The following is a 26,543-nucleotide window of genomic DNA, read 5'->3' on the forward strand; positions in this document are numbered from 1 at the left end:
CCCTATAGGACCCGCCTGAATCGCGGAAGCCGCGGCCTCCTCAGCGACAGGCCTCGCGCACGCGATCGTCCCAGCCGCGCTGCATGAGGTAGTCCGGTCGCCGCAGTGCACGACGCAAGGCCTCCTCGCGCAGGCGCTGCATCCGCCTGCAGGCATCGGGATCACGCTGGAGGGTGATCAGCGCCGCCTGGCCGCGCGATTGCACGCGTGCACCGCGCTTGCGGGTAACGGCGGCGCGGCGCGGCGCGCTGGGCGTTGCTCCCGCCTGACGGGTCGCAGTGCCTCCATCGTGCGGCCGCCATTGCCCGCCGGCCTCATCGACCGCGCAGGGCCGGTCCTGATAGCGCACGGCACCCGCGGCGACGCAGCGATGGATGTCCCCCCCGTCCCGTGCCTGCACGCTCGTTGCCACCGCCGGGAGAAGCGTCAGCACCCAGACCAGCGTCCTCAGGATCACCGTGCGCATGAAAAGCCTCCGTGGAAGGCCCACCGTCGTTCATCGGTTCGCTGCCTGCCAAGCGCGGTACGCGGCAGGGCTCACCTTTCGTGATTGTTGTATTCCGCTGTCTGCGGCCAGCGACGAAGCTGCTTGGCGTGGATGACCTGCGCCGCCACTCCCTCCCCACCGGCGAAGACGAATGATCGCCCTGCTTGCCCGCCTGCGCGACACGGCGCGATGCCATGCCGAACACCGCGCACGGGTCCGCCGCATCGAAGCGGGCGTGCTGGTGCTCATCGTACTCAGCGTGCTGGTGCTGATGGCCGACAGCGTGCCCGAGGTGCATCGCCGTCATGGGCCGCTGCTCAGCGTGCTGGAATGGACCTTCACCGCGCTTTTCACGATGGAATACCTGCTGCGCCTCTGGCTGCTCCGCCGTCCGTGGCGCTATGCGCGCAGTTTCTTCGGTGTGGTCGACCTGCTGTCGATCCTGCCGGTGTTCCTGGCCTTGCTGATGCCCGGCCTGCACGTGCTGGCCGACGTCCGCCTGCTGCGGCTGCTGCGGCTGTTCCGGATCCTGCAGCTGCCGTTCTATCTGGAAGAAACCCGCCACCTGCGCCAGGCACTGGTGCGTGCACGGCGCAGCATCCTGGTGTTCATCGGCGTCATGGGCCTGCTGCTGGTGCTGCTGGGCACGGTGATGTTCCTCGTCGAAGGACCGCGCAACGGGTTCAACAGCATCCCCACGGGCGTGTACTGGGCGGCCGTCACCATGAGTACGACCGGCTACGGCGACCTGACCCCACAGACCGCGCTGGGACGTTTCATCACCGGCTGCGCGATCCTGCTCGGCTACGGCATCATCGCCTTTCCGACCGGCCTGCTGGGCGCGGAGATATTCGCCGGTGTGCTGCAGGATCGCGACGCGACGGCCACGGGCTGCCGTTGCAGCTGCCACCGGCGCCCGCCCGCTGCACCGCCCGATCCGTAAGCCTCAGGGCGCGGCCTTCGCCGCCTCTGCGTTCCACTGTTGCACCTGGCCACGGACCTGCTGCAACAACGCATCCAGGGCAGCGCGGTCCAGTACGGTGCCGCGCACGATCACCGTATTGATCCGTTCGGTCGCCCGGATGTCCTGCAACGGGTTCGCGTCGAGCAGCACCAGGTCAGCGGCCTTGCCCGCTTCGACCGCGCCATAGCGATCCAGGGTGCCGAACCAAGCAGGTCCCGCGCGGGTGGCGGCGGCGAGCGCCTGCGGCGCGGTCAGGCCTTCGCGGACGAACAACTGCATTTCCTGATGCAGGCCGATGCCGGGAAAGTTGAACGAATTGAGGAAGCCCGCATCGGTACCGGCAATGATCGTCACCCCCGCTTGCTGCAGCATCGGCAGCACCGCGGCCACGTCGTGGTAATGCTGGTGGCGGGCGGCGATCTGCGCCGGCGTTGCCTTCGCCGCGCGCTCCACACGCCACGCGTAGGTCGCGCGCAGGCCGGGCCCGATATAGGCCAGGTAGGGGTCGGCGTGATGGTCATCCTGATCGAGGAAGTCGAGGATCCGCCCCCCATTGAGCGTCGGTGTCACGAATACGCCGCGACGGGCGAAATCACGGTAGGCGGCCATCGCCGTCGGCCGGTCGAAGCTGGCATCGATACGCTGGTTCGCCTGTGCCCGGTCGATCCTGCCGGCAGCGAAGTCCGCGGCGATGGCGGCTTCGTCGCGACTGCCCGCCTTGAAGGCGTAGTCCAGGTGCTCGATGGACGCCAAGCCCGCATCGACGGCCTGCTCCACCGTCAAGGCCATCGGTATGTGGCCGGAGGCCTTCAGTCCTGCCTTGCGCGCCGCACGGGCGGCATACAGGAACAACGCCGGCTTCAGCGTACTGTCGGTGATCTTGACGAAATCCACCCGGTCACGCTGCAACTGCACGATGGCAGCATCCACGTCGGCCTCGCTGCCCACCTCCAGGGTGCCTTTCCATACCGGCTTGATGCCCTCGATCTTGGCGCCGGAGGTCAACAGGCGCGGGCCGAACAAGGTGCCCGCTGCGATATCGCCACGCCATTCAAGCACCTGCTGCGGCAGGTCGCCCGACGCATCGCGCACCGTGGTGATGCCGTGCGCGATGTACAGCGGCAGCAGGGCCTTGTTCTCTTCCACCAGCGCCGGCCCGCCACCGAAATGCACGTGCATGTCCCACAGCCCGGGGATCAGGTAGCGGCCGGCAGCTTCCACCTGCCGCGCTGCCGTCCACTGCGCCTGCATGGCGGCATCGGGCCCCACCGCGACAATCGCGTCGCCCCGGATCGCCACGCTTTGCCCGGGAATGGCGCGCGCGTGTTCGACGTCGATGACCACGGCATGCCGGATCAGGACGTCCGCTGTCTGCGGTGCCGCCTGCGCGATCGCAGGCAGGGCGAGGGCGAGACTCAACAGGGTTCGGGCAAACATGGCGGGTATCCGTCGAAGCGGCGCGTCGGCCGCGGGTTGGGGCGGAACCGCGCGCTGGCCTGTCCCGTCAGCGCATGGTAGAAGTCGCAAACCGCATGCGGAAACAAAATAAGTGAATGCCAGTCATGACGCAGTCGAATAGATCGCTGTTCGAGCTCGATCTGCTGCGCGCGCTCGTCGCCGTCGCGGACTGCGGTAGTTTCACCGCCGCCGCCAGTCGCTTGCACTCAACCCAGTCCACCATCAGCCAGAAGATCCGTCGGCTGGAAACACTGGCCGGCCATCGCCTGCTCGAGCGCGGCCATCGTGATGTGCAGCCCACCGACGCCGGGCATACCGTGCTGGGCCATGCGCGGCGGATGTTGGGGGTGAACGATGAACTGCTGCAGGCATTGGCCGGCGAGACGGTGGCCACCACGCTGCGCCTGGGCGTGCCCGAAGACTTCGTCAACGCGCGCACGACCGGCATGCTGGCCACGTTCAGTCGCCGCCATCCCCAGGTCAGGCTCGAGATCAGCAGCGGCCTGAGCCGTGACCTCGCCCACGGCTTCGACCATGGCGAACTCGACCTGGTGCTGGTGAAACAACGACGCAACAGTCGCCCCAGCGTGTACTGCTGGCCCGAGCCCCTGCACTGGATCGACAGCGCCCGTGCGCCCTGCTCCGCCGCAGACGTGCTGCCATTGGTGACGTTCCCGCCGCGCGGCCTGTACCGGGATGAGATGCTGCACGTCGTGGAAACGCTGGGCAGACGGTGGCGCATCGCATTCACCAGTTCCTCGCTCAGCGGTATCCAGGGCGCGGTCGCCGATGGGATCGGCATCAGTCTGCTGCCGCGCCGCGCGGTCCGCGCCGATCACCGCATCATCGACGGCGAGCACGGGCTGCCGCTCATCGACAATTACGAGATCGGCATCCTGTTCCGCGACACGGCCGACGAGGGTGTGCATGCACTGGCACGCGAGCTCAAGCGCCAGGTGGACGAGGAGTCGACCTGATCGGTGCGCGTCACGCCGGCGGCGGCACCACCCAGCGGCCTTGGCGCATCGACAGCCGTGCCGCCGGCGTGCCCGCCACGGCCGCCGCCGCATTGTCCGCGCGCACCGCGAAGAACGTGGCCGGCTTGCCCTCGCCCAGCCCGTGATCCTGCAGGCCGAGCACCGCGGCCGCGTGCGTGGTCACCATGTCCAGCGCCAGTTGCAGCTCGGCATCGGTATTGAAGCCCGAGCGGTAGCCGATCAGCATCGCCCGCTGCAACAGGTCGCCGTTGCCGTACGGCCACCAGCTGTCACGGATGTTGTCGTTGCCGGCGAACAGGCGAACCCCCAACGCGTGCAGGGCCGCCACCGGCGGGAACGGATGGTCGCCCGGCGCGTTGGTCATGATCGCAACATCGGCACGTGCCAACTGCTCCCCTACCTGCAGTGCCCGTGCCAATGGCACTTCGCCCAGGGCATAGGCATGGCTCACCGCCACCCTCCCCTGCAATCCCCCGGCAGCCGTGCGCTCGCAGATGCGCTGCAACTGCCGCAGCCCCTGCTCGCCGGGTTCGTGCAGATGGATGTCGATGCGCGCGCCATGGCGTTGCGCCAGATCGAACAACAGGTCCAGCTGACCTTGGGCATCGCCGTCCAGCAGATCCGGATCGATGCCGCCGATCACCTGCACACCCGATTCCAGTGCCTGCTGCAACACCTGCGAGGTACCCGCACAGGACATCACGCCGGCCTGCGGGAAGGCGACGTACTGGATGTCGAGCAGGTCCGCGCATCGCGCGTGGGCGTCCTGCACGGCATGCAGGTTGCGCAGCCCGGTGGTCGCGTCCATGTCGATATGGCAGCGCACCGCACTGGTTCCCCAGCCGACGATCTGCCGGATCAGTGCTTCGGCCCGGTCGGCCATCGGCGCCGCAGTGGCCAAGGCGTCTTTCTCCTGCGCCAGGCGTTCACGCAGGCTGGCGACCGGCTGATGGGGATGCCAGCGGTCGCCGACAAAGCTTTTGTCCAGATGGATGTGGCCGTCCACCAGCGCAGGCAGCACGGTATAGCCGGTGAGATCGGTCGCGTCCATCGGCGGCGATCCCGGCGACGGCGCGCCGAAATGGCTGAAACGGCCGTTATCGACGGTGAACGCCAGCGGCTGGCCGGCGGAATCCACGGCACCGTGGAAATGCTGGGCGCGCATCTGCGCCTCCTTCAGGGGGATGAATGCTGCGGACCTTACGCGCCGCGCGTCTGGCCCTGCAAATGAAATCCCTGCATCGCAGGCATTCACCTCGGCGATGGCCCGCGCTGAGCCGCACACCGTGCGTGCACGACAGCGGGTAAACTAGGCACCAGAATCAAGCGTGGACTCCCATGGGCCCGTTCAACCGCCCCGACCGACTTCGCTGGCAGGCCGCTTCCGTGCTGGCTGCCGCGCCGATTGCCGCGCTTGCGGCAGGCGACTTGCCCGCGCCGCCCCTGGGCGCACCCGTGCACGCCAGCCCTGCCGCCCTGGTGGCGGACCTGCATCGGCGCCTGCTCGCAGGCCAGAGCGCGACGGCCACCCTTGAAGCCTGGTGTGCCGAGCATGGGCTTGCCGACACCCCGCGCGTGCGCGCCGTGCGCGTGCGCGGCGTGCAGCGTGACGCACCGGCGGAGGTGCGCAGCGCCCTCGCGATCGAAGACGCCACGCCGCTACGCTACCGCCGGGTCCAGCTGACCTGCGGCCAGCGCGTGCTGTCCGAAGCCGACAACTGGTATGTCCCGTCCCTGCTGACCGCTGCGATGAACCACGCGCTGGACAGCAGCGATGAACCGTTCGGCCGTGTCGTGGCGCCGCTCGACTTCAAACGGCAGACACTGCACGACCGGGAATTCTGGCCGCCACGCGTGGACGGTACACGTGCCACGGTGCTGGAAGTGCGCGCCCTGCTGCGCGATGGCCAGCGTCGTCCCTTCAGCTACGTGGTGGAGAATTATCAGCAGGAGATCCTGCCGCGGCAGACACCGGCGGCAGGTGGGACGGCACCCCACCGCTAGCGGGGTGACACAGCCAGCGGATCGATCCGCACCAGCGCATCCGGGCCGATATCCGCAATACACCGTGCACCGGTGAGCGTCATCGCCACGCGCATTTCCCTGGCGATCAGATCCAGCAGGTTGCCCACGCCGGCCTCGCCGTGCGTCGCGAGTGCATACACGAACGCACGCCCAAGCAGTACGGTATCCGCACCCAGGGCGAGCATGCGTACCACGTCCAGGCCGGTACGGATGCCCGAGTCGACGAGGATCTTCAGGTCGCCCTGCACCGCATCGGCGATCGGCGGCAAGGCCCGCGCCGTGGACAGCACGCCGTCCAGCTGGCGGCCGCCATGGTTGGACACCACGATGCCATCCGCACCGAATCGCACCGCTTCGCGCGCATCGTCCGGATCCAGGATCCCCTTGATCACCATCGGCCCCTTCCAGAACTCGCGGATCCACTGCAGGTCCTTCCAGCTGATGGACGGGTCGAAGTTGCTGCCCAGCCAGCCGATGTAATCGGCCAAGCCGGTGGATTCACCGCGATACGCGGAAATGTTGCCGAGATCATGCGGCCGCCCGTTCACGCCGACGTCCCACGCCCACCGGGGGCGCGTAAGCACCTGCAGTGCGCGTCGCAACGCCGCATGCGGGCCACTCATGCCGGAATGCGCATCGCGGTAGCGTGCACCGGGTACCGGCATGTCCACGGTGAACACCAGCGTCGAGACGCCTGCTGCCTGCGCGCGCTCCAGCGCATTGCGCATGAAGCCGCGGTCACGCAGTACATAAAGCTGGAACCACATCGGCCGCTTTATCGCCGGGGCGACTTCTTCAAGCGCACAGACCGACACCGTGGACAGCGTGAAGGGGATGCCGTGACGGTCCGCCGCACGCGCTGCCTGCACTTCGCCCCGTCGGGCGAACATGCCGGTCAGTCCCACCGGCGCCAGCGCAACGGGCATCGACATCGCTTCGCCGAACAGCTCGGTCTCCAGGCTGAGTTCGGCCATGTCACGCAGGACGCGTTGGCGCAGCGCGATGTCGGCAAGGTCGGACACGTTGCGCTGCAACGTCTGCTCGGCGTACGCACCGCCATCGAGATAGTGGAACAGGAACGGCGGCAGCCTGCGCTGCGCGGCGGCACGGTAATCGGAGGAAGCGGAGATGATCATCGGTCAGCCAAGGTCCGGGAGCAGCGGAACGCACGCAGGGTACAGGGACGCAGTGAACCGCCCCGCCGCCATCAAGCCCATTAGACCATGGGCTACCCCGGCCGCTGGGCCCCTCCTCCGACAGCGGTCACTCGCGCTTTTCGATGCGTTTTTCAACGCGCTGCATCACCGCCAGCACGATCACGCACATCAACGTGACCCCGGTGGCGATGACATACGCCCCGATGCCCACGGCAATTCCCACCGCAGCCGACATGATCAGCGAGCTGGCCGTGGTCAATCCGCTGACCTCACCGTCGCGCGAACCCCGCAGGATCGTGCCGGCCGCCACGAAGCCCACGCAGGCAATCACCGCTTCGATCAATCGGATGGGGTCGACCTGCAGCAGGTCGCGGTACTGCTCCTGGCGGAAATGCTCGGCGACCGAATCCCCCAGGCCGACGATCAGGGCGGCCGCACCGGCGATGAGCATGTGGGTACGAAGGCCGGCCGCATGCTTGCCGAGCTCCCGCTCGAAGCCGATGACGCCGCCGAAGACCATGGCCGCCGCCACGCGTAGCAGGATCGAGACATCCTGGCTGAGATCCATCGCACAACTCCGGTCGAATGATCCGGCACGTTGGCGAGGGTCACGTGCGGATGACGTGAAGCCGCGCGCGCGGCGGCGGCAACCGGCACCGCCGCACCCTGCCCCGCGCACACCGCACCGGCGCCGCAGCTCACACGGCCAGGTATCCGCCATCGATGGCGTAATACGTGCCGGTCGCGAACGATGCCGCATCGCTGGACAACCACGCGACCAACGCGGCCACCTCCTCCGGCGTACCCAGCCGCTTCATCGCATGGCGCCCTTCCAGGGTCGCGCGCACCTTGGGTTCCATCGTCTCCAGCAACGGCGTGCTGATGAATCCCGGACCCACGGCATTGATGCGGATCCTGTCGGCGGCGTGCTCCCACGCGGCGGTCTGGGTCAGACCCACCACCCCGTGCTTGGCCGCCGCGTAGGCGGACGATCCGGCGTAACCCACCTGGCCGAGGATCGAGGCCATGTTGATGATGCTTCCGCCTTTGCCCGCTGCACGCATGGCCTGGATCTGCGCACGCTGGCACAGGAAGACACTGGTCAGGTTCACATCGATCACCCGGCGCCAGCCGTCGATGGGGTAGTCACCGCTGCTCGCGGCCGGGCCGGAGATGCCGGCATTGTTGACCGCGATATCCACCCCGCCGAATGCGTCCACGGTGCGCTTCACGGCGGCCTCGACGGCCGCCTCATCGGTAACGTCCAACGCGATCCCGATGGCCTCGGCACCCTTGGCCTTCAGATCAGTGACCGTGGCATCCACTGCCTCCTGCTTGAGGTCCCACACGGCAATCCGGGCACCGGACGCGGCGAGCATTTCAGCAACGGCCAGGCCGATGCCGGACACGCCGCCAGTGACGATCGCGGTCTTGCCCTGCAGCTGGTAATCAATCATGTGCGTATTCCTCGTTTGGACAGGCGTGGTGCAGGCACCACCTGTGTCCGACCCTACGCCGCAGCGCGTTATGCCCCTGCCTTCTCTGTCCACGCCTCGTGCAACAGGCCTTCCCATGATTGCAACACCGCATCGCCTATGTTCGCTGCGATGCTGCAGATCCCCCTTCCCCACCACGAGGTTTCCATGTCAGACCATGACACCGTGTTGTTCTCCCCCACCCGCCTGGGCGACATCGACATCGCCAACCGGATCGTGATGGCCCCGCTGACGCGCAACCGCGCGCAGGCAGATCGCGTGCCCACGCCACTGGCGGCGACGTACTACGGACAGCGCGCAAGTGCCGGCCTGATCATTGCCGAAGCCACCCAGATCAGCCCGCTCGGCCAGGGGTACCTGGACACACCCGGCATCTACAGCGACGCGCAGATCACCGGTTGGAAAGCGATCACCGACGAAGTGCACGCTCGCGGCGGACGCATCGTCCTGCAGCTGTGGCATGTCGGCCGGATCTCGCATACCAGCCTGCTGCCGGACGGTGAGGTCCCGGTAGCGCCCAGCGCCCTGCGTGCGGATACGAAGACGTTCACGGCGAACGGATTCGAGGAGGTCTCCACGCCGCGCGCATTGGCACTGGATGAGCTGCCGGGCCTCGTCGAGGACTACCGTATCGCCGCACGCAATGCGATCACCGCAGGCTTCGACGGCGTGGAGGTCCACGCCGCCAACGGCTACCTGATCGACCAGTTCCTGCGCGATGGCAGCAACCACCGCGACGATGCGTACGGCGGCAGCATCGAAAACCGTACCCGTCTGTTGTTTGAAGTCGTCAGTGCCGTCGCCGACACCATCGGTGCCGCACGCACCGGTGTGCGCCTGTCGCCGACCACGCCGGCCAACGATGCCCACGACAGCAACCCGCAGCCCTTGTTCGAGCGCGCGGTGGAGCGTCTGGAAGGTATCGGCGGACTGGCCTTTGTCCACGTCATCGAAGGCGCCACCGGTGGCGACCGTGACAACATCGACTTTGATTACGCTGCGTTGCGCTCACGCTTCACCGGGCCGTGGATCGTCAACAACGGGTACGACAAGCAGCACGCAGTCGACGTGCTCACCGCCGGGCAGGCCGACGCGGTCGCGTTTGGGCGGCCCTTCATTGCCAATCCGGACTTGGTGGAACGCCTGCGCCGGAATGCCCCGCTGGCACAGCCGGACCAGGACACGCTGTACGGCGGCGGCGAACACGGATACACCGACTACCCCGCACTGGGCAGTTGAGCCAGCGGACACGACGCTACAACGTAAAAGAGCCCGCCTGCTTGCGCGGGCGGGCTCTGTTCGTCGCCTGGATCAGCGGACCGGTGTTTCCTGCAGCGTGATGTCCACGACCTGCAGCGGCTCGGCGGCCGTACGACCCAACTGCACCTGGTAGGTGCCCGCCGCGATCGTCCACTGGCGCGTCGCCGGATCAAAATCGGCCAGCGTTTTCGGCTCGGCATCGATGCGGATGCGGCGCTGTTCGCCCGGCTGCAGCGTCACCTTGTCGAAGCCCACCAGGCGGATCGGCGTGGTGTGCCCCTGCGGCAGCTTGAGGTACAGCTGGGCCACGTCCGCACCGGCGCGTGCACCGGTGTTGCGTACATCCACGCTGGCCACCAGACGCTGACCCTCCACGCTGACGCTCAGGTTCTCGTACGCGAACTGCGTGTACGACAGGCCGTGGCCAAACGCGAACGTCGGCACCAGGCCCTTGGCCGCTGCCCACTTGTAGCCCACGTTGGCGCCTTCGATATCGAAGTCGAAGATATCCACCGGCGGCTGCTTCGGGTTGAAGCCGAGGCCCGGGATCTGCGGCCGCGGCAGCTGCGATTCGTCAACCACCCAGGTCACCGGCAGGCGGCCGGACGGGTTGGCCTTGCCGGTCAACAACGCCGCGATGCCTTCACCGCCACGGATGCCCGGGTACCATGCCTGCATCAGCGCCGGCACCTGCTGCAGCCACGGGGTGCGCACCGGGCCGTTGGTTTCCAGCACGACCACGGTCTTCGGATTGGCCTTGGCCACGGCGGCGATCAAGCCGTCCTGCTTGTCCGGCAACTGCATATCCGGCAGATCCACCGACTCTGCCGCCCACTGGGTAGCAAACACGATGGCCACATCGGCCTGGGCCGCAGCGCGTGCCGCAGCGGCGGTGTTACGGCCGTCGACGTACTGGATGTCGGCGTCCGGACGTTCGGCACGCAGTGCTTCCAGTGGCGAGGACGGGTGGAACATCACCGGGCCCGGCCACGTCGTCGGCAGCACGCCCGGTACCGCGTTGGTGCCCTTGGCAGTGATGCCGACCATCGACGAACCGCCGCCGCCGATCACGCCCTTGTCCGCGTGGCCGCCGATGATCACGATGCGCTTGACACTGTCGGCCAGCGGCAACAGGTTGCCCTCGTTGCGCAGCAGGACGCTGCCCTCTTCGACCGTGCGCTGGGCCGCGGCGAAGCCGGCTTCGACGTCGATCTTCAGGTGCTGCGGCGGATTGTCGAAGTTGCCGTGCAGGAACATCGTGCGCAGGATGCGCGACACCATGTCATCCAGGCGGGCCTGCGGCACCACGCCACCGGCCACAGCCATGCGCAGTGGTGCATCGAAGAACGTGGTGGCATCGAAGACTTCGCCGGCCGACTGCTGGTCCAGCCCGGCCAGGGCGGCCTTCGAACCGCTGTGCACGCCGCCCCAATCCGACATCACGAAACCGGGGAACTTCCACTCCTGCTTCAGCACCTGGTTCATCAGGTAGGGATGTTCGCAACCGTAGATGCCGTTGATCTTGTTGTACGAACACATGGCCGAACCGGGCTTGCCCAGCTCGATGGCGATCTCGAACGCCAGCAGGTCCGACTCGTGCATGGCCTGGTCGCCGATCTGCACGCTGTGGAAATTGCGCCGTGTCTCCATGTCGTTCAGCGCGTAATGCTTCATCGTGGAGATGACGTGCTGGCTCTGGATGCCACGGATCGACTCACCGACGATCACGCCGGCCAGCAACGGATCCTCACCGGCGTACTCGAAGTTGCGGCCGTTGCGCGGGTCACGCTGCAGGTTGACGCTGCCACCCAGCAGGATGTTGAAGCGCTGCTGCCAGGCCTCGCGGCCCATCGTGGCACCGCCGGTATAGGCCACTTCCGGGTTCCAGCTGGAGGCAGTGGACGGGCCCGACGGCATGGCGGTAGCGAAATCACCCGGGCGGATGCCGCCCGGATTGGTGACGCCCACGCCCGCATCGGCAGACTGCTGCGCCGGGATGCCCAGCCGCTCCACGCCCGGTACGAAACCGGCCGAACCGACCGCGCCTTCCGGCAGCGGGCCGCCGTCCTTGCCCAGGCCGAAGTAGCTGCGCAGCATCTGGAATTTTTCGTCCTGGGTCATTTCACCCAGCAACAGCCGCGTGCGCTCATCCGCACTCAGGGCCGCATCCATCCACGGCTTCGCGCCGCCCGCCGCTTCGGCGTAGCCCAGCACCAGCAGCCGCGCGGCCAGCGACTTGCCGGCCGCATCACGCAGCGCCACCTTCTGCACATCCGCGTCGGCGAAGCCCGCGCTTGCGGCGCTGTCCAGTCCGGTCGCGGTGAATCCATCGATGCCTGCCTTGCCACCCAGCACCACCGCCGGTGCGCCAAGACGCGAGGCACTCAACAGCGAGGCCATGCCGTTGGCATCCTGGTCCGCATCGGTATACAGCGCTACCACGTTGCGGCCGTCGGCCACGCGCAGGTAGCTGCGGCCCGGATGGTCCGGGCCGGACTCGGCCTGCACCGGCAGGCGGCTCAGCACCACCTGGCCGCGCGCGTTGCCCTGCGCATCGACATCGGCCTGCACGAAGCGATAGGCGTAACCCAGCTGGTCAGCCAGGGTCTGCAGCGGGTCGATCGCCCCCGCTGCGCGCTGGACCTCGTGCACGGCCACGATATCGGCCTGCAGGCCAGGCAACTGGCTGGCAAGCGCCGCGACATCGGCACTGGCCGGGGCTTTTTCCAGCGCAAGCACGCTGAAGCCGGGCGCGGTGTCGGCCGCGAAGGCCGGTGCGGAGAGCGCGACGGCAATGGCCGCGGAGAGGGAAAGCTGCTGTGTAAACGTTTTCATCGACGGACGTTTGAATACCGATGCCTACGCAGTCGGTCCTGGAAAGGGTGCCGCCGAAGGGAGCAGCGCTAGCCATGCGCAGGCATCACCAAAGCGATGCTGCGCGGGCCGGGGTGCAGCAGGCCTGCGCACGGACCCCTCCGTCCGGCGTGACAACCTGCTGCGGGTCGCAGAGCAACCCAACAGGTGAAGAGTCGTTTACCGGGTTATTTGCTGTCAACCTCTGACGCATACGCCAAAGGTCGCAGGCGCGCCCGGGGCACCCTGGCCAGCTCCGCTGGCGTCGCTGGCGGATCCCTGCACGGCGTCTGCAGCTCTTGCGCAGCTTCAAGCCCGGCGTGACCCCGTGACGCCGGGCTTTGCCCGGCGCATCGCCCTTACCCTTGCGGTACTCAGCGCGGACCGAACATCAGCTCAAGGTCATTGCCCTGCGGCATGCCCGAGCGACGCTGCACGTTGCCTTCGGCATCCTTGAACAGGATCCCCGGCGTTCCCTGGAAACCAAGTTCCACCATCAACGCCTGGTTGGCCTCCAGCTTGCGGCCGACATCGGCACTGATGGCGACCGGCTTGATGCCGCCGCGTTCGAAGCCGCGCTCGTTTTCCAGCAACGCCGCGCTGGGGTCCTTCGCACCGATGATGGCCGCCGCCTTGCCGGGGCTGTCTTCGCGGATGACACCGACCATGATGTGGCGCAGCTGCACCTTGCCGGCATCCACCCAGGGACGCGCCGCATCCCAGAATCGGTGGCAGTACGGGCAATTGGCATCGCCGAAGGTGTAGACCACGCGTGGCGCGTCCGCCTTGCCATCGGCAACCCAAGCGCTGTTCTCCAGCTGGCTCCAGATCTTCGTGGTCATGGGCCCGGCGACCTTTGCCGTCAGCAGGTCACGCCCGACGTCATTGCCCTGCGCATCGAACAGGCTGCCGACCACCACGTGCTTGCCATCCGGGGTGAGGTAGGCGGCCGCAGGCTGCTGTCCGCCGACCACGCCGGCGAAGCCGCGCAGGCCACCGGGTGCGTCGAATTCGGATACCACCTCGAAGCCCAGCTTCTGCAGGCCCTTGATCGGCGCAGGCACGGCCGCGCCGTCCTTGGCCACCGCCGCCGGCTTGCCGCCGCCAGCGGCTGCAGGCGTGGGGGCCTGCGCCTGGCCGCAGCCGGACACCGCCAGCAGGATCGGCAACACCAGCGCTACCGGAGCAGCGCGCAGATACGTGGGCAACATGGAAAACTCCTGGTTGATTGCGTGCGCAAGGCTACCTCAGCCGGCGCAGTTTGTGCTCCAGCCCGGCGGCGGTAAGTTCACCGAGGTGCAGCTCTCGAAGGCGACCATCACGGTCGAAAAACAGGGTGCTGGGATAGGCCTGCACCCCCAGCGCATCGCCGGTGGCGGACGGCGCATCCAGCAACACGCCCTGCAGCGCGGGCGCATGCTGCCGTAGGAAGCGCTGGACGGTTTCAGCGTCTTCGCCCTGGTTGACGAACACGAAGCGCACCTGCCCATGCCGGCGTTGCGCGGCGGAAAGCACCGGCATTTCGCGCACGCAGGGGCCGCACCAGCTGGCCCACAGATTCAGCACCAGCGGCTGGCCCTGCGTATCGGCGAGCCGGACCGGCGCGCCTGCCAGGTCCTGCAGCACCACCGCAGGCACCTGCACGCGCTGTGCCTGCAGGTGCTGCAGGCCGAACGACGCCAACAGCCAGCCGCCGCTGCCCAGCAGCGCAGCCGCCAACACCGGCCCCCGCACGGCGGGTGCCTTGCGCAGGCGCCAGATGGCCCAGGCTGCAGCGACGACGAAGAAACCCAATGGGTCGAACCCGCCATCGCCGATGCGCAGCACCGACCAGGGCGACTCCAGGTAAGAGGCGGCGTTGCGCAGCACGAACACTCCGCGTGCACCGACCAGCCCGAGCAGGAACATGTCCAGCAGCAGCGCGTTCGCAGGCCGCCACGACAGCAACGGCGGCCGTGGCCAGAACCGCGCGACCCCCATCGCAAGCAACAGGAACACGAGGGCCAGCACCACCGGCAGCGGTACTGGCCCGACACTCAACATCGCTTGTCCCTCATCACCACACCCTGCCCTGCACTGTCGCGACCGCTGATGCTCCACGACCCCTGCATCCAGCACAAGACAGGGAAAGCGCCGTCATTCAGGCAGCGTGACGATCTACCGGGCGCACCGGCGCACCCATCACCGAGGGCACCGGCGCGGGCGCCAGCGAGCGATCACGCAGCTTGCCGGAGACCATGCGGCGATACGTCGCCGGTGTCATACCGACGATGCGCAGGAACAGGCGCCGGAACGCACTCTGGTCCGCGTAACCGACCCCCCATGCCACTTCATCGATCGCGCCGCCCTGCTGCAGCAGCAACTGGGCCTTGGCGATGCGCAGCCGCTGACAGTACTCGATGGGGCGCAGGCCCGTCGCTTTCAGGAACCGCCGCTGCAGCGTGCGCGGCTCCAGTCCCGACGCCTGGCAGATCGCGCCCAGCGTCGCACCACGTGCCGCCGTGGTGTGCAGCCAACGCTGCGCCTTCAGCACGTCACGGTCACCGTGGGCGAAATTGGCACTGAACCGCTCCAGGTCCTGCTGGATCGCCGCAGGCACCACGATGCCCTGCTGCTGGGCCACGGCCGCCATGACACCTTGACCGTGCACGCGGTACAGAAGGCGCAGGGCCAGGAAACGCCACGCCTGGGAGCCGCTGACGGTCAGCAGATCGCCATCATCCACCAGCAACCGCTCGCTGGGCACCCAGCTGCCGCTCTGCGCATTCAGGCCGGGAAAACGGGTGCTGTCCAGACTGGCCACGGCACGCCCAGCCAACAGCCCGGCACGTGAAAGCACGCCGATTCCATCATTTACCGCCGCCAGCAGGCTGCCGCCGTCGTAGTGCGCACTCAGCCATTCCAGCAGGATCGCCTCGTCACGGATCTGGCCGTTCTGGCTTACCTGTCCCGGCAGGGCGATGATCGCAGGCACCGTCGCATCCAGTACGTCCGCGCCGGCTACGCGCTGTGGCCCGCCGCCATCATTGGCCATGACCCAGCGCGACACCAGGATGCGCGCGGTATGGCGCCCCTGCTGTTGTGCGAGCCGGTTTCCGACGTGGGCCATTTCGGCCAGCATCGATGCCGCAGACGGGTCGGCGCCCGGGTATTCAACTACTGCGATTTCTGTCAGCTCGTTCTTGTGTGCGTCCATCAGCTCCTCCTCTTGCCTACCGCGAACAGAGTCGGCGCCATTGACAGCGTGACTCTTCGGTGGCTGCAGGTTAGGAACGGCGGACAGGCCGAGGCTATGAAGAAAGCTGCAATCTGCGCCAAAAGCCTTGCATTTAGCTCGGTATTGACTCTAGACCACACTCAAGGGTTGATGATGGTCACATTCGGAGGTGCAGATGAACATTGGTCAACTCGCGCGCCATGTGGGCGTGCCTATCGATACGGTCCGCTATTACGAGCGCCAGCAGCTACTGCCGCCGGTGCACAGGTCAGCGGCCGGCTATCGGGTCTTCGACGAGAACGCGGTGCAGCGGCTGCGCTTCATCCGACGCGCCAAAACGTTGGGATTCACCTTGCAGGAAATCGCTGAACTGCTTTCGTTGTCGGCGCGCGCACCGCAGGACATGGCCGCAGTGCGGCTGGCCGCTACCGCCCGGCTTGCCGATATCGACCAGCGGCTGCGCGAACTGCAGCGGATGCGCGAGGCGTTGGCGCACCTGGTCGATGCCTGCCCGGGCCATGGCGCGCTGGCGGCCTGCCCGATCATGGCCGCCCTGCAGGAGGACCCCGCATGAGCCCGACTGCCTGCTGCGGCAGCTCCGCCCCTGCCGACAGCGTGCAGGCGAAGGATCCGGTCTGCGGCATGACGGTGGACCCCGCCACCACGCCCCACCGCACCCAGTACGATGGCACGGCATGGCACTTCTGTAGTGCACGTTGCCGCGAACGGTTCATTGCCGATCCGCGCCGGTTCCTCGATCCGCAGACACGCCCCATCGTGGCCGCCGGAACACCGTATACCTGTCCGATGGACCCGGAGATCATCCAGGACGGACCGGGCAGCTGCCCGATCTGCGGCATGGCGCTGGAGCCGATGATGCCGACGCTGGATACGCAGGAGAGTCCCGAGCTGATCGACTTCCGCCGTCGATTCTGGTGGTCGCTGCCGCTCAGCGCAGCCACCATGGCGCTGGCCATGCTGGCGATGACGCCCCTGCTGCATGCCCTGCCTGCGGGCGCGCGGGTCTGGATGGAGGCCGCACTCGCTACGCCGGTGGTGCTGTGGGCCGGTTGGCCCTTCCTGCAGCGGTGGGCGCAATCCATCGTCAACCGCGGTCCGAACATGTGGACACTGATCGGCACCGGCGTCATCGCCGCCTACGGCTATTCGCTGGTCGCCACCCTGGTTCCAGACCTGTTCCCGGCCTCGTTCCGCACGCACGGCCATGTCGCGGTGTATTTCGAAGCCGCCGCGATGATCGTATCGCTGACCCTGCTCGGCCAGTTGCTGGAACTGCGCGGACGCGCGCGCACGTCCGACGCGATCAGGGCCTTGCTGGGTCTGGCACCGAAGACGGCGAGGCGGATCGATGCCGATGGCAGCGAACACGACGTGCCACTGTCTTCGATTGCGGTGGGTGACCGCCTGCGCGTACGCCCCGGCGAGAAGGTACCCGCGGATGGCCTGATCCTCGACGGCCAGTCCCATCTGGACGAATCGATGCTCACCGGCGAGCCGGTGCCGGTCACCAAGCGCGCGGGGGACAGCGTGATCGGCGCCTCGTTGAATGGAACCGGCGCACTGGTGATCGAGGCCGTACGCGTAGGCGAGGCCAGCCTGCTGTCGCAGATCGTGCAGTGGGTGGCACAGGCCCAGCGTTCGCGCGCGCCGATGCAGAAGATGGCGGACAAGGTGGCGTACTGGTTCGTGTTGGCGGTGCTGCTGGTCGCCGTGCTGACGTTGCTGGGATGGGGGCTGTTCGGCCCTCCGCCGTCATGGACGCATGGACTGCTCAACGCGGTCGCGGTGTTGATCATTGCCTGCCCGTGCGCGCTGGGCCTGGCCACCCCGATGTCGATCATGGTCGCCAGCGGGCGCGCTGCGCGGCATGGGGTGCTGTTCCGTGATGCCGAAGCGATCGAAAAGCTGGGCGACATCGATACGTTGGTAGTGGACAAGACCGGCACCCTGACCGAGGGCCGCCCTGCATTCGGTGGCGTCATCGCGGCACCCGGCTTCATGCCCGACCAGGTGCTGCAGTTGGCGGCCAGCCTGGACCAGGGCAGCGAGCACCCCCTGGCCACGGCCATCGTGGCCGAAGCACGCCGTCGGCAGATCACGCTGTTGCCCGTGGAAGACGTCGATTCGATTACTGGCAGGGGCGTGCGCGGCGTGGTCGATGGCCGTGCGCTGCTGATTGGCAGCAGCAGCCTGATGGCCGACAACGCGGTCACGCTGCAAAGCGCAACGCGGGCCGATGCGGACGCCCAGCGCAGCCGCGGTGCCAGCGTGATGTTCCTGGCCGCCGACACGGTACTTGCGGGCGTGCTGTGGGTGATCGATCCGATCAAATCCACGACCGCAGAGGCACTCGCCGCGCTGCGCGCAGATGGCCTGCGCATCATCATGGCCAGCGGCGACGACGCACGCACCGCGCAGGCCGTGGCCGCGGCACTGGATCTGGATGAGGTGCACGGCGCCATGAGCCCGCAGGACAAAGCCACGCTGGTGACGCGCCTGCAGTCAGAGGGGCGCAAGGTGGCGATGGCCGGCGACGGCATCAATGACGCCCCGGCGATGGCCAGCGCCGACGTCGGCATCGCCATGGGCACCGGCACCGATGTCGCCATGTCCAGCGCACAGGTGACGCTGGTAAAGGGCGACCTGCGCGGCATCCTGCGTGCACGGCATCTGTCACGCATCACGGTACGCAACATGCGGCAGAACCTGGCGTTCGCGTTCGTCTACAACGGGGTCGGCATTCCGGTAGCCGCCGGCGTGTTGATGCCATGGGGAATCAGCCTGTCCCCGATGCTTGCCGCCGTGGCGATGAGTGTGAGTTCGGTATCGGTGATCGGCAACGCGCTTCGACTGCGTACACAACGTCTTCCAGATGGCTGAAGAGGCCTGCAGAAAACTGCAATAAATGCTTGCCATCCCCAGACCCCATCGCTATGATTTCGCACCTCGGCGACGTGGGGCCATAGCTCAGCTGGGAGAGCGCCTGCATGGCATGCAGGAGGTCAGCGGTTCGATCCCGCTTGGCTCCACCACACTTCCGGCAATAGGCCGTCGGAAGGTCGCGAAAAAATTGATGAGATACGCGTCCCCATCGTCTAGAGGCCTAGGACATCACCCTTTCACGGTGGCGACCGGGGTTCGAATCCCCGTGGGGACGCCACTCATCTGGACAAGCAGGACCTGCCGAAACCGGGTCTTTTTTGTTCATCGCCTTCGGCCTTCACGGGCGGCGCGCATTGCATTTCCTTCACTGCCGGTGCGGGACGATACAGGCGACAGGAAGCAGAAAAAGTGCTTCCACAAACGTGAATAAGCCGGTATGATAGGCGGCTCGGTTAAACGGGGCCATAGCTCAGCTGGGAGAGCGCCTGCATGGCATGCAGGAGGTCAGCGGTTCGATCCCGCTTGGCTCCACCACTTTCGACAATAGGCCGTCGAAGGTTCTACAACTTGAAGTTTTTCGTGCGTCCCCATCGTCTAGAGGCCTAGGACATCACCCTTTCACGGTGGCGACCGGGGTTCGAATCCCCGTGGGGACGCCAGTTTCAAACGGAAACCTGACCCATCAGGCAACCGGGTTTCATCGGGGCCATAGCTCAGCTGGGAGAGCGCCTGCATGGCATGCAGGAGGTCAGCGGTTCGATCCCGCTTGGCTCCACCACTCCAGGCATTAGGCCGTCTGGATAGCAGTACAACTCAAGTTTTCGTGCGTCCCCATCGTCTAGAGGCCTAGGACATCACCCTTTCACGGTGGCGACCGGGGTTCGAATCCCCGTGGGGACGCCAATTCTGCAAAAACCCGGCTTCGGCCGGGTTTTTCTTTTCCTGCGCTAAGCTGCCTCCATGTGCTACTCCGCCCAGATCCGCGCCGACTACGCCAAGCTGGTCCGCCATTACGGCGCGACGATGTCGCTGGAGGAATTCTCCCGTCTTTACACCTTCGACCCGACCAAGAAACGGCCGAAGACACCGAAGGCGATGGACGACGGATTCCGGGGTGCGCGCACCGACCAGGGGCGCGAGATCGTGGCGATGATCCAGCAATGGCATGCCACCGAGCACGCCGAACTGGAGACCGAACTGCGCCGCCAGCACGAACGCCGCCGCACCGCGCAGGCCGCCCTGGCCAGCACCCCCACGCAGAAAGCCCGCAATGAACTGCGCATCGCCGGCAACCGGATCGAGCGCGCGCAGTCACGCCTGGACGACCTGCAGCGCAGCCAGCACCTGCCGCGCGACAACCGTATTTTTCCCGGCACGTACGCGCCGGTGATCGTGTCCGAACAGGGCCGGCGGGTGATCAAGCCGATGCGCTACCAATGCAGGCTGCCTGACAAACCCGCGCGCAACGACGCCCTGTATCCAGGCACTTACAACGCGCGCAGGGACAGCCTCGAGGGCTATTGGCGCGGCGCCTTCGGCCATCGCCATGGCGTGGTGGTGGTGCAGTCGTTCTATGAGCACGTGCCGCGCAAGGGGCTCCCGCTGGCAGCCGCCGATGACGAGCGCGATGTCGTGCTGGAATTCCAGCCGCGGCCGCAGCGAGATCTGTTGATTGCCTGCCTGTGGGCCGAGTGGGAGGGTCCCGAAGGTAGACTGCTGTCCTTCGCCGCCGTGACCGATGAGCCACCACGCGATGTGGCGGTGACCGGTCACGACCGGGGCATCGTGCCCATCCGCGACGTCCACCTGGATGCATGGCTGAATCCGGACCCCAGCGACCTTGCCGCCCAGTACCGCATTCTCGATGATCGCGAGGATATTCAGTACGTGTGGAGCGAGGCCGCCTGATCGTCGCTGCCCCTACCCGTCTGCCGCAGTTTTGTTTACACTACGCGGCCACGCTGCCGGTGTGGCGGAATGGTATACGCAGCTGACTCAAAATCAGCCGGGGGTGACCCCATGAAGGTTCGAGTCCTTTCACCGGCACCAGTGACATCAGAACAGCCAGGCCCGCGCCTGGCTTTTTTGTGCCTGTGATTACGCCCTCCGCCACAATCCCCAGCTGACCCAGCCACCGTGGCCGAGCGTGGCCATCAAGAGTCCCACCACGGTCCAGCGCAGCACCGCTGCCACCTCCAGCTGCACCGCCTGGCCCTGCAGCTGCTCCAGCAGCAGCCAGCCGATGACCGCAGCCACCCATGCGCCCATTGCGGGCCGATAGGCACGAAGTACGTTCTGATCCCAACCTGTCATCTCTGCCACCGGTGTGTCTGAAGGTGCGGCCAGTGTTCCCTGCCCCGCTCTCACCAGCTGAGATCTTCAGCAAACCACGTCACGCCACAGTGGCCGGCGGGACATCCGCCTCGCCATCGGTTTCGGACTGCACCGTATTGCGACCCGACGCCTTGGCCCGATAGCACTGCACGTCGGCAGCCGCCACGGCTTCATCCACGCTCATGCCGACCCGTATCGACGCGATGCCGATGCTCACCCCGACGCGTATCGTGTGCTGCTCCCATGGGATGCTCAGCCCGCCGATCCCGTGCAGCAATTCGCCTGCGATGCGCCGCGCGCGCCGCAATGAGCAGCCCGCCAGGATCACCGCGAACTCGTCACCGCCCAGCCGCGCGACCACGTCCGAATCGCGGACGCCGTGGCGCAGAACGTTGGCCACCGCCCACAACACCGCATCACCGGCAAGATGGCCGTACGTATCGTTGACCGGCTTGAACTGATCCAGGTCGATGAACATCAGCGAGGCGGCCTGACCCGTCCGCTCCAGATGGGCGATCGCCTGCTGCAGATGGGCATCGAACCCCCGCCGGTTGATCAGCTCGGTCAGAGGGTCCAGCTCGGCCAGTTGCCGCGCCTCGCGCTGACGGGCGCGCAGCTGGGTCACGTCACGGATCACCCACACCGCCCCCCGCAGCGTGCCGGCATCGTCGTGCAGCCATGCCTGCGATACATCCACCGGCACGTTGACGCCCTCCTGCACCAGCAGCAGATCCGAGTGCAGATCCACCGCATTGCTGTCCGGATCCAGCAGCACCGACATGTCCAGCACCGACTGTGGCGCGTACTCGGTGGTCAGCTGCATCACCTCGGACACGTGGCGCCCATGCAGCGTCCCCTCCCCGCGCAACGCGCGGACGGCTGCGGCGTTGGCATGCTCGATGCGCCCGTGCAGGTCCACGCTGAGCACCAGGTCGGTCACGGCATCCAGGGTGATCCGGCTGCGCGCCTCGGCTTCCAGCACGCGCAGTTCGCTGGCGCGCTCGCTGGTGACGTCCTGGATCTGCGATACGAAATGCAGCGGCTCACCCTGTTCGCTGCGGACCAGCGACACCGACAGGCGCGCCCATATCAAGTGGCCATCGCGGCTGATGTAGCGCTTGTCCAGATGATAGTGGGCACGCTTGCCGCGCAGCAGGTCATCCACCAGCTGCAGGTCGGCGTCCAGGTCGTCAGGATGGGTCAGACGCTGGAAATCAACCTGCAGCAGCTCATCGCGGGAGTAGCCGAGGATCCGGCACAGCGCGTCGTTGACGTCCAGCCAGCGCCCTTCCAGCGACACCAGCCCCATGCCCAGCGCGGCACTGGTGAAGGCGCCGGCAAACTTTTCCTCGGCCAAGCGGGCTTCGGCCCGCGCCTGCAGCACCTCGGTCACGTCCGTCGCCATGCCGACGAATCCGGTGATGTCGCCCTGCGCATCGGCCAGCGCGCTGACGGACAAACGGACCTGCCGCTGGCGCCCGTCTTTGCGTACGAAGGTCCATTGGCGCGAAAACGTATGCGCACGCGCCCGCTCGCTGAGAATGCCGAACAGATCCGTGCCGTCCCGTCTCTGCTCCGCCGGCAGGGCCTGCAGGAAGTGCTGCATGTCCTGGACATCGTGGAACAGCGTCGGGCGTGCCTGTCCGACCACCTCGTCTGCCTGATAACCCAGCAGACGCTCGGCACCGGAATTGAACAGCGTGATCGTTCCGGCGAGGTCGGTGACGATGATCGCCACTTCGTCGGACGCATCCACGATCGACTGCAACCGCTGGCGGGCCGCCGATACGTCGTGCCGCGCCTGCTGCAGATCGGTCACATCGGCATGCGCACCCGCCATCCACAGGCCACCGCCTTGGGCATCCCACTCCAGCACCCGCCCACGGTCCTGCACCCAGACCCAGTGGCCCTGGCGGTGGCGCATGCGCACCAGGCACTCGTAGAACGGGGTCTCGCCCCTCAGGTGCGCGGACAGTACGGCGTCGGAGCGCTGCAGATCATCCGGGTGCACCAGCTGCACGAACGTGTCGGACGACACCGGCTCCAGCTCGGCCAATGCGTAGCCGACGATCTCCGCCCATCGCGCATTGACCCGCATCTCGTCGGTCTGCGGATTCCACTCCCAGGTCCCGGCGGCACTGCCATCGATCACCCCTCGCAATCGCCGGATCTCGGCAAGTGCAGCATCCAGCTGCGTCTGCAGCGGTGGCGCGGGAGGGGTTGCCGGCAGGCTCATGGGAAGGCGTCGCGCAGGGCGTTGCCGAGCCCCCTCGCGCCTTCGCGCCCGACCCGGATCACCCTGCCTGCAGAACTGAGCTCCAAACCGCCTCCCGGCATCTGCTGCTGAACCCGCGGGCCCATTCAACGCGCAGTGTGCTCAATACGGCGTCAATGCGTAAGCCCCTCGGTCACGGTTCGACAGAAAGGCCGCTGCCGCACCACGAGGGCCGGCAGCACGCCGGGCGGTCAGCTGCGCTTGGCACGGGCAAAAGCGTCGGCCAGCGCACTGTTGGCCGGCGCACTGGAAGCGGGCGCACCCCGGCCGCCGCCACCGTCCGTGCGCGCCCGCGCGGGACCTCGGCTACCTTCCTCGCGCCGTGGCGGACGGCCTGCACCGGCGGCACCGGCACCGCGCTCGTCACGCGCACCCGGCCGGCTGGTGGACTGCCCCGGCACATCATCCAGCCGTCGGGTCAGCGCAATGCGCTTGCGCGCCACATCGACCTCCAGGACCTTCACCTTGACGATATCGCCGGCCTTCACCACGTCCCGCGGATCTTTCACGAACGTGTCGGACAACGCGGAGATATGCACCAGACCGTCCTGGTGCACGCCGATATCGACGAAGGCACCAAACGCCGCCACGTTGCTGACCACGCCCTCCAGGATCATCCCTTCGCGGAGGTCCTTGATGTCCTCCACGCCCTCGGCAAAGCGTGCGGCCTTGAACTCCGGGCGCGGATCGCGGCCGGGCTTCTCCAGCTCCTTCAGGATGTCGCGCACGGTCGGCACGCCGAAGGTTTCGTCGGTGAACTGCTCCGCCTTCAAACCGCGCAGGAAACTGCCATCCCCGATCAGGGCGCGGATCGGGCGGGCCGTCGCCGCCACGATGCGCTCCACGACCGGATAGGCCTCCGGGTGCACCGACGAGGCGTCCAGCGGCTGGTCGCCATCGGCGATGCGCAGGAAGCCGGCGCACTGCTCGAACGTCTTGTCGCCCAGCCGCGGCACCTTCAGCAGATCCTTGCGGCGCTTGAACGGCCCGTTGTCGTCGCGATGGCGCACGATGTTCTCGGCGACGGTCGACGACAGCCCCGATACCCGCGACAGCAATGCCGCCGATGCCGTGTTGACGTGCACCCCGACCGCGTTGACACAGTCTTCCACCCGCGCTTCCAGTGCGCGCGCCAGCCGGTACTGATCCACGTCATGCTGGTACTGGCCTACGCCGATCGCCTTCGGCTCGATCTTCACCAGCTCGGCCAGTGGATCCTGCAGGCGACGGGCGATGGAGACGGCGCCCCGGATGGACACATCCAGGTCCGGGAATTCCTTGGCCGCGAACTCCGATGCGGAATACACCGACGCACCCGCTTCGCTCACCACCACCTTCTGCAGTTTCGGATCCGCGCACGCAGCGATCACCTCACCGGCCAGCTTGTCCGTTTCGCGACTGGCGGTGCCGTTGCCGATCGCGATCAGTTCCACGTTGTGCTTGATGCACAGGTGCTTGAGGGTCTGCAGTGACTGTTCCCACTGCCGGCGCGGTTCGTGCGGATAGATCGTATCGGTCGCCACCAGCTTGCCGGTGGCATCCACCACCGCCACCTTGCAGCCGGTGCGGATGCCCGGATCGAGTCCAAGCACGGTTTTCGGCCCGGCCGGCGCGGCCAGCAGCAGGTCCTTCAGGTTGTCACCGAATACCGTGATGGCCTCGGCTTCGGCCTTCTCGCGCGCCTGGTTGAACAGGTCCAGCAGCAGGTGCATGTGCAGCTTGGCCCGCCAGGTCAGGCGGCAGGCATCCAGCAGCCAACGATCCGCCGCACGCCCCTTGTCACTGATGCCGGCACGGAAGGCCACGCGGCCCTCGGCATACGCATTGCCCGCCTCGGCATCGGTGCCCGGATCCAGCTCCAGGAACAGGATCTCCTCGCGTCGCGCGCGGAACAGCGCCAGCAGGCGATGCGAGGGAATCTTCGCCAGCGCTTCGGCGTGTTCGAAATAGTCGCGGTACTTGGCGCCTTCGTTCTCTTTGCCTTCGGCCACGCGGGCGCGGATCACCCCGGTGTCCGACAACCAGCTGCGCAGCTCGCCGACCAGTGCCGCGTCTTCGCCCCAACGTTCCATCAGGATCGCGCGCGCGCCCTCAAGGGCCGCCTTTGCATCGGCCACGCCCTTTTCGGCATCGACGAAGGTTTCGGCGAACACCTTGGGGTCCTGCGTCGGATCGTCCAACAGGCCATCGGCCAGCGGCTGCAGGCCCGCTTCGCGGGCGATCTGCGCACGCGTGCGGCGCTTGGTCTTGTACGGCAGGTACAGGTCTTCCAGGCGACTCTTGGTGTCGGCGGCCAGGATGTCGTTGCGCAGTTCATCGGTGAGCTTTCCCTGCTCGTCGATGCTGGCCAGCACCGAGGCGCGGCGATCTTCGAGTTCGCGCAGGTAGGTCAGCCGGCTTTCCAGGTTGCGCAGCTGGGTGTCATCCAGCCCGCCGGTGACTTCCTTGCGGTAGCGCGCGATGAAGGGAACGCTGGCACCCTCGTCGAGCAGGGCGATGGCGGCACGCGCCTGGGCGGCCTGGGCACCGATCTCATCGGCGATGGTCTGGGCGATCTGCTGGGCAAGCGGGGTGTCTGACATTGCGTCCGGCCGGGGCCATAGTGCGGAAAGACCCCATTCTGGCCCGCGAGGGCAGGCAGCGGAAGGCGTTGACAGCGCATCGGATAACAGTGCGGGATGGTCCATCGCACCGGCCAGGACACGCGACCCTGCGTGTCCGGCCTGTTCAACAAGGGATCAGCGGTAGTAGCGCGCCGCATGCTGCATGACGATGTCGTCGCGCAGCCCTTCCAGCGCCATCAACCGGACCTTGCCCACGCCTTGCAGTTCCATGAACCGCTCCGTGTAGATCTCCGGCCCCAGCGCCGTATCGGCGCGGGATTTGCTGAAGCCATAGGGCACCACGCCCTTGTCGCCATCCTTGCTACCACCGACATAAAGAACGATTGCCATGTGATGTGTTCCTCCAGGTTACGTACTGCTCGGTATCGCAGGCCATGGTTGCAGTACTGCCTTCACCATGGCCTCGCTACAGCTTAACGCCTCGAAGCTGACTCGCTTGTCACGAAGGGTAATGTCGACCGGTTGCACGGACATGACGCCCGTTCGCCGCC

At 66.9% G+C, this 26,543-nt stretch carries 21 protein-coding genes and 7 tRNA genes; 14 read left to right on the plus strand and 14 right to left on the minus strand.

Features of this window, described 5'->3' with window-relative positions; translation table 11 throughout:
* Window positions 1–40: 40 nt before the first annotated feature.
* Window positions 41–466 (minus strand): hypothetical protein, encoded by a 426-nt coding sequence (locus tag IFT58_RS16405; RefSeq protein WP_192079744.1) that lies wholly within the window; start codon window positions 464–466, stop codon window positions 41–43.
* 172 nt (window positions 467–638) lie between these two features.
* Here IFT58_RS16405 and IFT58_RS16410 point away from each other — a divergent pair, with 172 nt between their 5' ends.
* A complete protein-coding gene (locus IFT58_RS16410) occupies window positions 639–1,430 on the plus strand; it encodes a potassium channel family protein (protein WP_192079746.1) in 792 nt (263 codons plus the stop codon).
* Between the two features lie 3 nt (window positions 1,431–1,433).
* Here IFT58_RS16410 and IFT58_RS16415 read toward each other — a convergent pair whose 3' ends face one another.
* A complete protein-coding gene (locus IFT58_RS16415) occupies window positions 1,434–2,888 on the minus strand; it encodes an amidohydrolase family protein (RefSeq protein WP_192096169.1) in 1,455 nt (484 codons plus the stop codon).
* A gap of 116 nt (window positions 2,889–3,004) precedes the next feature.
* On the opposite strand from IFT58_RS16415, the gene IFT58_RS16420 reads away from it, so the two are divergent.
* Window positions 3,005–3,886 carry a LysR substrate-binding domain-containing protein gene (locus IFT58_RS16420; RefSeq protein WP_192079751.1) on the plus strand — a complete coding sequence of 294 codons (882 nt, stop codon included), beginning with the start codon at window positions 3,005–3,007 and terminating at the stop codon, window positions 3,884–3,886.
* A gap of 10 nt (window positions 3,887–3,896) precedes the next feature.
* Here the strand turns inward: IFT58_RS16420 and IFT58_RS16425 are convergent, their stop codons facing one another.
* Window positions 3,897–5,072, minus strand: a complete 1,176-nt coding sequence (locus IFT58_RS16425) for an amidohydrolase family protein (protein WP_192096171.1) — start codon at window positions 5,070–5,072, stop codon at window positions 3,897–3,899.
* A gap of 173 nt (window positions 5,073–5,245) precedes the next feature.
* Between IFT58_RS16425 and IFT58_RS16430 the strand changes: the two genes are divergently transcribed.
* On the plus strand, window positions 5,246–5,911 hold the full coding sequence (locus tag IFT58_RS16430; RefSeq protein ID WP_192079755.1) for a hypothetical protein: 666 nt from the start codon (window positions 5,246–5,248) through the stop codon (window positions 5,909–5,911).
* Here IFT58_RS16430 and lldD read toward each other — a convergent pair.
* The 3 genes from lldD to IFT58_RS16445 form a co-directional block, all read right to left on the minus strand.
* On the minus strand, window positions 5,908–7,068 hold the full coding sequence (gene lldD, locus IFT58_RS16435; protein WP_192079758.1) for an FMN-dependent L-lactate dehydrogenase LldD: 1,161 nt from the start codon (window positions 7,066–7,068) through the stop codon (window positions 5,908–5,910). The genes IFT58_RS16430 and lldD overlap by 4 nt on opposite strands.
* A 127-nt stretch (window positions 7,069–7,195) precedes the next feature.
* Window positions 7,196–7,657: an MgtC/SapB family protein gene (locus IFT58_RS16440; protein ID WP_192079760.1), complete on the minus strand. Its 462-nt coding sequence runs from the start codon at window positions 7,655–7,657 to the stop codon at window positions 7,196–7,198.
* 130 nt (window positions 7,658–7,787) lie between these two features.
* Window positions 7,788–8,546, minus strand: coding sequence for an SDR family NAD(P)-dependent oxidoreductase (locus IFT58_RS16445; RefSeq protein WP_192096173.1), 759 nt, complete (start codon window positions 8,544–8,546; stop codon window positions 7,788–7,790).
* A gap of 186 nt (window positions 8,547–8,732) precedes the next feature.
* Between IFT58_RS16445 and IFT58_RS16450 the strand changes: the two genes are divergently transcribed.
* Window positions 8,733–9,824, plus strand: coding sequence for an alkene reductase (locus IFT58_RS16450; RefSeq protein WP_192079764.1), 1,092 nt, complete (start codon window positions 8,733–8,735; stop codon window positions 9,822–9,824).
* A 72-nt stretch (window positions 9,825–9,896) separates the two neighbouring features.
* On the opposite strand, the gene IFT58_RS16455 is transcribed toward IFT58_RS16450, so the two are convergent.
* The 4 genes from IFT58_RS16455 to IFT58_RS16470 all read right to left on the minus strand — a co-directional run bounded on the left by IFT58_RS16455 (window position 9,897) and on the right by IFT58_RS16470 (window position 15,894).
* A complete protein-coding gene (locus tag IFT58_RS16455; protein WP_192079766.1) occupies window positions 9,897–12,680 on the minus strand; it encodes a glycoside hydrolase family 3 C-terminal domain-containing protein in 2,784 nt (927 codons plus the stop codon).
* A gap of 392 nt (window positions 12,681–13,072) precedes the next feature.
* On the minus strand, window positions 13,073–13,909 hold the full coding sequence (gene dsbG, locus IFT58_RS16460; RefSeq protein WP_192079768.1) for a thiol:disulfide interchange protein DsbG: 837 nt from the start codon (window positions 13,907–13,909) through the stop codon (window positions 13,073–13,075).
* A gap of 31 nt (window positions 13,910–13,940) precedes the next feature.
* Window positions 13,941–14,741 carry a TlpA disulfide reductase family protein gene (locus IFT58_RS16465; RefSeq protein ID WP_192079770.1) on the minus strand — a complete coding sequence of 267 codons (801 nt, stop codon included), beginning with the start codon at window positions 14,739–14,741 and terminating at the stop codon, window positions 13,941–13,943.
* 97 nt (window positions 14,742–14,838) lie between these two features.
* Window positions 14,839–15,894 carry a helix-turn-helix domain-containing protein gene (locus tag IFT58_RS16470; protein WP_192079772.1) on the minus strand — a complete coding sequence of 352 codons (1,056 nt, stop codon included), beginning with the start codon at window positions 15,892–15,894 and terminating at the stop codon, window positions 14,839–14,841.
* A 196-nt stretch (window positions 15,895–16,090) separates the two neighbouring features.
* Here IFT58_RS16470 and IFT58_RS16475 point away from each other — a divergent pair, with 196 nt between their 5' ends.
* From IFT58_RS16475 to IFT58_RS16520, 10 genes are all read left to right on the plus strand, one after another.
* Window positions 16,091–16,489 (plus strand): heavy metal-responsive transcriptional regulator, encoded by a 399-nt coding sequence (locus IFT58_RS16475; protein WP_192079774.1) that lies wholly within the window; start codon window positions 16,091–16,093, stop codon window positions 16,487–16,489.
* Entirely contained in the window at window positions 16,486–18,816 is a 2,331-nt protein-coding gene (locus IFT58_RS16480; protein WP_192096174.1) for a heavy metal translocating P-type ATPase, read from the plus strand. The genes IFT58_RS16475 and IFT58_RS16480 overlap by 4 nt, the downstream gene beginning before the upstream one ends.
* 76 nt (window positions 18,817–18,892) lie before the next feature.
* A tRNA-Ala gene (locus IFT58_RS16485) sits at window positions 18,893–18,968 on the plus strand.
* Window positions 18,969–19,020: 52 nt separating this feature from the next.
* Window positions 19,021–19,096, plus strand: a tRNA-Glu gene (locus IFT58_RS16490).
* Window positions 19,097–19,277: 181 nt separating this feature from the next.
* Window positions 19,278–19,353, plus strand: a tRNA-Ala gene (locus tag IFT58_RS16495).
* 49 nt (window positions 19,354–19,402) lie between these two features.
* Window positions 19,403–19,478: transfer RNA gene (locus IFT58_RS16500), tRNA-Glu, on the plus strand.
* A gap of 43 nt (window positions 19,479–19,521) precedes the next feature.
* A tRNA-Ala gene (locus IFT58_RS16505) sits at window positions 19,522–19,597 on the plus strand.
* A 49-nt stretch (window positions 19,598–19,646) separates the two neighbouring features.
* Window positions 19,647–19,722: transfer RNA gene (locus IFT58_RS16510), tRNA-Glu, on the plus strand.
* A 57-nt stretch (window positions 19,723–19,779) separates the two neighbouring features.
* Entirely contained in the window at window positions 19,780–20,727 is a 948-nt protein-coding gene (locus IFT58_RS16515) for an SOS response-associated peptidase family protein (protein WP_192096176.1), read from the plus strand.
* A 55-nt stretch (window positions 20,728–20,782) separates the two neighbouring features.
* Window positions 20,783–20,868: transfer RNA gene (locus tag IFT58_RS16520), tRNA-Leu, on the plus strand.
* Window positions 20,869–20,916: 48 nt separating this feature from the next.
* Here the strand turns inward: IFT58_RS16520 and IFT58_RS16525 are convergent.
* The 4 genes from IFT58_RS16525 to IFT58_RS16540 all read right to left on the minus strand — a co-directional run bounded on the left by IFT58_RS16525 (window position 20,917) and on the right by IFT58_RS16540 (window position 26,382).
* Window positions 20,917–21,132, minus strand: a complete 216-nt coding sequence (locus IFT58_RS16525; protein ID WP_192096177.1) for a hypothetical protein — start codon at window positions 21,130–21,132, stop codon at window positions 20,917–20,919.
* Window positions 21,133–21,211: 79 nt separating this feature from the next.
* Window positions 21,212–23,389 (minus strand): PAS domain S-box protein, encoded by a 2,178-nt coding sequence (locus tag IFT58_RS16530; protein ID WP_192096178.1) that lies wholly within the window; start codon window positions 23,387–23,389, stop codon window positions 21,212–21,214.
* A 230-nt stretch (window positions 23,390–23,619) separates the two neighbouring features.
* On the minus strand, window positions 23,620–26,010 hold the full coding sequence (locus IFT58_RS16535; protein ID WP_192096180.1) for a Tex family protein: 2,391 nt from the start codon (window positions 26,008–26,010) through the stop codon (window positions 23,620–23,622).
* Window positions 26,011–26,166: 156 nt separating this feature from the next.
* On the minus strand, window positions 26,167–26,382 hold the full coding sequence (locus IFT58_RS16540) for a hypothetical protein (RefSeq protein WP_188327046.1): 216 nt from the start codon (window positions 26,380–26,382) through the stop codon (window positions 26,167–26,169).
* Window positions 26,383–26,543: the final 161 nt, after the last annotated feature.

Source organism: Stenotrophomonas sp. CFBP 13718 (assembly GCF_014842145.1).
Lineage (GTDB): Bacteria > Pseudomonadota > Gammaproteobacteria > Xanthomonadales > Xanthomonadaceae > Stenotrophomonas.

Excerpts from the sequence above, each read along its gene's own strand:
- IFT58_RS16405 (WP_192079744.1), bottom strand. The coding sequence starts at position 466 with ATGCGCACGGTGATCCTGAGGACGCTGGTCTGGGTGCTGACGCTTCTC.
- IFT58_RS16410 (WP_192079746.1), top strand. The coding sequence starts at position 639 with ATGATCGCCCTGCTTGCCCGCCTGCGCGACACGGCGCGATGCCATGCC.
- IFT58_RS16415 (WP_192096169.1), bottom strand. The coding sequence starts at position 2,888 with ATGTTTGCCCGAACCCTGTTGAGTCTCGCCCTCGCCCTGCCTGCGATC.
- IFT58_RS16420 (WP_192079751.1), top strand. The coding sequence starts at position 3,005 with ATGCCAGTCATGACGCAGTCGAATAGATCGCTGTTCGAGCTCGATCTG.
- IFT58_RS16425 (WP_192096171.1), bottom strand. The coding sequence starts at position 5,072 with ATGCGCGCCCAGCATTTCCACGGTGCCGTGGATTCCGCCGGCCAGCCG.
- IFT58_RS16430 (WP_192079755.1), top strand. The coding sequence starts at position 5,246 with ATGGGCCCGTTCAACCGCCCCGACCGACTTCGCTGGCAGGCCGCTTCC.
- lldD (WP_192079758.1), bottom strand. The coding sequence starts at position 7,068 with ATGATCATCTCCGCTTCCTCCGATTACCGTGCCGCCGCGCAGCGCAGG.
- IFT58_RS16440 (WP_192079760.1), bottom strand. The coding sequence starts at position 7,657 with ATGGATCTCAGCCAGGATGTCTCGATCCTGCTACGCGTGGCGGCGGCC.
- IFT58_RS16445 (WP_192096173.1), bottom strand. The coding sequence starts at position 8,546 with ATGATTGATTACCAGCTGCAGGGCAAGACCGCGATCGTCACTGGCGGC.
- IFT58_RS16450 (WP_192079764.1), top strand. The coding sequence starts at position 8,733 with ATGTCAGACCATGACACCGTGTTGTTCTCCCCCACCCGCCTGGGCGAC.
- IFT58_RS16455 (WP_192079766.1), bottom strand. The coding sequence starts at position 12,680 with ATGAAAACGTTTACACAGCAGCTTTCCCTCTCCGCGGCCATTGCCGTC.
- dsbG (WP_192079768.1), bottom strand. The coding sequence starts at position 13,909 with ATGTTGCCCACGTATCTGCGCGCTGCTCCGGTAGCGCTGGTGTTGCCG.
- IFT58_RS16465 (WP_192079770.1), bottom strand. The coding sequence starts at position 14,741 with ATGTTGAGTGTCGGGCCAGTACCGCTGCCGGTGGTGCTGGCCCTCGTG.
- IFT58_RS16470 (WP_192079772.1), bottom strand. The coding sequence starts at position 15,894 with ATGGACGCACACAAGAACGAGCTGACAGAAATCGCAGTAGTTGAATAC.
- IFT58_RS16475 (WP_192079774.1), top strand. The coding sequence starts at position 16,091 with ATGAACATTGGTCAACTCGCGCGCCATGTGGGCGTGCCTATCGATACG.
- IFT58_RS16480 (WP_192096174.1), top strand. The coding sequence starts at position 16,486 with ATGAGCCCGACTGCCTGCTGCGGCAGCTCCGCCCCTGCCGACAGCGTG.
- IFT58_RS16515 (WP_192096176.1), top strand. The coding sequence starts at position 19,780 with ATGTGCTACTCCGCCCAGATCCGCGCCGACTACGCCAAGCTGGTCCGC.
- IFT58_RS16525 (WP_192096177.1), bottom strand. The coding sequence starts at position 21,132 with ATGACAGGTTGGGATCAGAACGTACTTCGTGCCTATCGGCCCGCAATG.
- IFT58_RS16530 (WP_192096178.1), bottom strand. The coding sequence starts at position 23,389 with ATGAGCCTGCCGGCAACCCCTCCCGCGCCACCGCTGCAGACGCAGCTG.
- IFT58_RS16535 (WP_192096180.1), bottom strand. The coding sequence starts at position 26,010 with ATGTCAGACACCCCGCTTGCCCAGCAGATCGCCCAGACCATCGCCGAT.
- IFT58_RS16540 (WP_188327046.1), bottom strand. The coding sequence starts at position 26,382 with ATGGCAATCGTTCTTTATGTCGGTGGTAGCAAGGATGGCGACAAGGGC.